The sequence below is a fragment of the Burkholderia sp. RS01 genome (genome assembly GCF_039748055.1).
Classification (GTDB): Bacteria; Actinomycetota; Actinomycetes; order Actinomycetales; family Micrococcaceae; genus Arthrobacter.
This window is the reverse complement of sequence record NZ_JBDLAK010000047.1, coordinates 1-4,715: the sequence shown is the minus strand read 5'-3', so window position 1 is coordinate 4,715 and position 4,715 is coordinate 1. Positions and strand designations below refer to the sequence as shown.

The following is a 4,715-nucleotide window of genomic DNA, read 5'->3' as shown; positions in this document are numbered from 1 at the left end:
GCCGATGGTACTGCACCCGGGAGGGTGTGGGAGAGTAGGTCACCGCCGGACAACCATTACACGGTCGAGAGCCCCAACCACACGGTTGGGGCTCTCCCGCATTTAACCCCCGCAACCCGCCTCAACCGGCGCAGCCCGCCGGTTTCGCGCAAGCCCAACCAACGGCCGGTGCCCGCATCTAGACTTACCAACTATGACCACTTCTTCCGGCGATGTTCCCTCCGGCCTTGCCCCGGGCGCTTCCGCCGGACCCGCCCGGCGGGCCACCATCCTTGACGTGGCAGCCGCGGCCGGCGTCTCGAGGCAGACCGTCACCCGCGCCATGAACGCGATGCCGGGTATTCGCCGGGAAACACGTGAGCGCGTCCAAGAGACGGCACGCCAACTGGGGTACACGCCCAGCCGTTTTGCCAAGGGGCTGGTCCAAGGAGCGCGCACCTCGGTGGGGCTGGCCATTCCTGACCTCACCAACCCGTACTATCCGGCGTTTGCGTCCAGCGTGGTTGAGCTGGCCACGCAGCGCGGCTGGCACGTCGTCATGGATGACTACGGCCACGGCGGTACCACTGGCGTCGAGTCAGTGCAGCATCTCGCTCCACAGGTGGACGCCGTGATCGGATACTTGGGCGGAGCGGCGGACGAGGCGCAGGCCATCCTTGGGCGCCGGCCCCTGGTGGTTCTCGACCAGCCCGCGGGATCCGCGTCCGGCGGGATCGCCTTTGACTACACGCACGCCGCGCGAACCGCCTTGGAACACCTGCGGGCCAGGGGCTGCCGCCAGCTGGCCTACATCGATCGCGCCTGGGCCGGCACGGAGCACAGCTCCCCGGAACCCGCGGGCGCCGCCGGGCCAAGGCCCGGAACTGACCCGGTTCAAGGCGTTGTCACCGTCCGTGGTCAGGCGTTTTCCCGCAGCGCGGCTGACTCCGGAATAGCCCTGGCCGTGTCCGCCTCCCCGGAGTCGGCGGACGCGGCCCGAAAAGTGACGCGGCGGCTGCTCGACGAGCACCCCCAAACGGACGGAATCGTGGTGTTCAACGACCTCATGGCGGCCGGCGTATTGAAGGCGTTGGCCGACGTGGGGCGGGCCGTCCCGGCTGATTGTGCCGTGATCGGCATGGATGGCATCCCGCTCGGTGAGTTGCTGACTCCTGAGCTGAGCACTCTCGCGCTGGACCTGCGGGAGGTGGGGAGGGCCGCCGTCGAACTCCTTGACGGCTTGCTTACCGGATCCCTTGAGCCCGGCGGTCCGGGTACGGACCTGTTGCTCCGGCACCACCTGGTGCTGCGCCAGTCCGCCTGACCGGGAGCCTGGCCCTACCCAAACTGCCTGGATCACATTAGGCTTGTACAAGTTCGTGAACGTTCACGGAAATCATCATAGGCCCACCCAGGGGAACAAATATGTCAGTCGATTCATCCACTGTGCCCACCGATTCACGGCCGGCATCGCCCGCCAACCGGTCCCTCGACACGGCCGCAGCCGAGGTCCGGGAGCTCGAATCAATGGAGCCTGCTGACGGTGCGCTGCCTGCACGCGCATACCTGCACAGCGATGCCCCTCGGTTGATCCTGAACGGCACCTGGAAGTTCCGGCTACACGGCGGCGCGAGGCTGGCACCTCAGGTCGGTTGGCAGCTCGGCGAGGACCTGGCCAACTTCGGCGACCTGCCGGTGCCATCCAGCTGGCCCATGCACGGCCACGGAACACCTTGGTACACGAACGTCCAATATCCCTTTGCCGTGGAACCGCCCCACGTGCCGGACGCCAACCCCATCGGCGACCACCTCCTGGAGTTCGAGGCCGGCCCCGAGTTCTTTCCGCGCTCGGTTCTTCGGTTCGACGGCATTGAATCCGCCGGCACCGTGTGGCTGAACGGAACAAGGCTCGGCATGACGCGCGGCAGCCGCCTCGCCCACGAGTTTGACGTCACCAACGTCCTGGTTCCGGGCCGAAACATCCTGGCCGTCCGCGTGGCCCAGTTTTCGGCGGCCAGCTACCTAGAGGACCAGGACATGTGGTGGCTGCCCGGCATCTTCCGGGACGTCACCCTGCAGGCTCGGCCGGACAGCGGCATCGACGACGTCTTTGTCCACGCGGGATTTGACCACCTCACCGGCGAAGGGATCCTCAAGGTCGAGGTGACCCGGGCCGGCGAGGCGATTGACGCCGTCGTGCGCGTTGGAGATCTCGAACTTGAACTGCCCGCGGGAAGTGAGCAGCGCATCCCTGCGGTTGAGCCGTGGTCGGCCGAACTGCCGAGGCTGTACCCCGCTACGGTCAGCACGGGCGGCGAGACCGTGGAACTTCAGCTTGGTTTCCGCAGCATCGCCATCGAGGACGCGCAGTTCAAGGTCAACGGCCAACGGATCCTGCTGCGCGGCGTGAACCGGCATGAACATGACCCGCGCCTCGGCCGTGCGGTGCCGCGCGAAGTCATGGAGAGCGAGCTGCGGCTCATGAAGCAGCACAACATCAACGCCATCCGCACCTCCCACTACCCGCCGCACCCGGAATTCCTTGCCCTCGCGGACCGGCTCGGCTTCTACGTGGTGCTGGAATGCGACCTGGAGACCCACGGCTTCGAAAGCGCGGGCTGGCAGCAGAATCCGAGTGACGATCCCCGGTGGGAGCCGGCCCTGCTGGACAGGATGCGGCGCACCGTTGAGCGCGACAAGAACCATGCCTGTGTGGTCATGTGGTCACTGGGCAACGAGTCCGGCACGGGGCGGAACCTTGCGGCCATGTCCCGCTGGACCAAGCACCGCGACCCCTCCCGGCCCATCCACTACGAGGGTGACTGGAGCTCGCCCTACGTGGACGTCTACTCACGGATGTACGCGGACCAGGCCGAGACCGCGCTGATCGGTCAGGGAATTGAGCCGGCCCTGGAGGATCCCGAACTCGACGCCCGCCGCCGCGCCATGCCCTTTGTCCTGTGCGAATACGTGCACGCGATGGGCAACGGACCGGGCGGAATGACCGAGTACCAGGAGCTCTTCGACCGGTATCCGCGCCTCATGGGCGGCTTCGTCTGGGAGTGGCTGGAGCACGGGATCACCCGCACTGCAGGCGACGGCCAGGAGTACTTCGTCTACGGCGGCGACTTCGGTGAGGAAATTCACGACGGCAACTTCGTGACGGACGGACTCGTCGACGCCAACCGCAAACCGAGGCCCGGGCTTCTGGATTTCAAGAAGGTCATTGAGCCGCTGGCCATCACGGTCGCGGAGGACTGGACGAGCTTCACCGTTGCAAGCAAGTTCGACTTCGCGGACACCTCCGCACTCCGGTTCGGCTATTCCGTGGAGGCCGACGGCGGCACTCTCGACGGCGGCGTAGTGGCGGTTGCGCCGTTGGCGCCCCGCAGCGAAGCCTCCGTTCAACTGCCGTCCGGGCTGGCTGACCTGGCCGGCGATGCGGCCGCGGTGCTGACTGTCCGTGCCGAGCTGGCCGAGGCGACGGAGTGGGCCGGCGCCGGACACGAGGTCGCGTGGGGGCAGGCCCTCCTCAACGCACCCGCGGCGCCGCAGGTCCGTGCCACCGAAGGCGTCGGGGAGGCGGGCGCGACGGATTCTTCGGGCGGCACACCCGGCGCCGGATCCGATGAGCTGCTGCTGGGGCCGGCCGCCTTCTCCCGGTCCACCGGAGCGCTGACCCGGCTTGGCGGACTGCCGGTGGACGACCTCCGGCTGGTGCTGTGGCGCGCCCCGACGGACAACGACTACGGAGTGGACTGGTGGGGGAACCCCGAAGACCGGACTCTTGCTCAGCGGTGGGTCGACGCCGGCCTCAACCGGCTGCACTCCCGGCTGATCGGGATCACGGCTGTCCCGGCCCCGGACGGCGGGGAGGCGTTGGAGATCCGCACGCGCGTCGGCATCGCGGACAAGCAATACGGAGTGTTCGTGGACTACACGTGGACCAGCGACGGTGAAAGGCTCAGCCTGCGGACGCGGGTGCGGCCGGACGGGGACTGGAGGGATAAGGGCCGCGACGTGCCCTGGGCGCGGATAGGGCTGGAGCTCGTGCTGGGCGCCGGTCCCCGGCATGTGGACTGGTTCGGGCAAGGTCCCCACCAGGCGTACCCGGACACCGGCCAGGGCACCCGCAAGGGATGGTACTCGCTGCCTGCGGCGGAGATGGCCGTGGACTACGTCCGCCCGCAGGAGTCCGGTGCCCGCGCCGCTGTGCACAGCGCAACGCTGCAGCTGGATGCAGGGGACCTGGCCATCAGCGGGGAGCCCTTTGCGCTGACGCTGATGCCGTATGGCCAGGCAACACTGGATGCCGCAAAGCATCAGCCGGACCTTGTGCCGGACGGACGCACCCACGTCTATCTCGACCACGTCCAACGCGGAGTGGGGACCGGCGCCTGCGGGCCCGGAGTGCTGGACGCCTACCGGATTGCCCAACGGGAGGCGGACTTCACCCTGGTGTTCGAAGCCAAAGGCTGACCGTCCGTCCGCCGACCCTTGGGCCGGCAGAAATGTGACGCGCCGCATAGCGGGAAAATAACCGACAATCCGCCAGGCGGCGGTCCTGACAGCCCCTGAAATCCCTGCAAATCCGGGGATTCCAGGGGCTGTTTCAGGGGCGCAGGGGCGTGTTTGGGTGGGTTTGCGGTGGGGGTGGGGTGGGTGTATTGTTTTCTAAGTCGCCGCGAGGGGGCCAGCGAGGAGCTGGTGTCCGGAGGCGGCCAAATCCCTTTCTT

The 4,715-nt window shown here is 67.7% G+C and carries 2 protein-coding genes; both read left to right on the top strand.

The genetic code is table 11. The features are described from left to right. Nucleotides 1–193 precede the first annotated feature (193 nt). Entirely contained in the window at nucleotides 194–1,303 is a 1,110-nt protein-coding gene (locus ABFP37_RS22440; protein ID WP_078026896.1) for a LacI family DNA-binding transcriptional regulator, read from the top strand. A gap of 101 nt (nucleotides 1,304–1,404) precedes the next feature. Further along, the gene (locus ABFP37_RS22435; protein ID WP_347035023.1) at nucleotides 1,405–4,458 is read left to right on the top strand and encodes a glycoside hydrolase family 2 TIM barrel-domain containing protein; all 3,054 of its coding nucleotides are present in this window, start codon (nucleotides 1,405–1,407) and stop codon (nucleotides 4,456–4,458) included. Nucleotides 4,459–4,715 lie beyond the last annotated feature (257 nt).

Bases quoted from the DNA above. Each gene is read 5' to 3' on its own strand.
- ABFP37_RS22440 (WP_078026896.1), top strand. From the start codon at position 194: ATGACCACTTCTTCCGGCGATGTTCCCTCCGGCCTTGCCCCGGGCGCT.
- ABFP37_RS22435 (WP_347035023.1), top strand. From the start codon at position 1,405: ATGTCAGTCGATTCATCCACTGTGCCCACCGATTCACGGCCGGCATCG.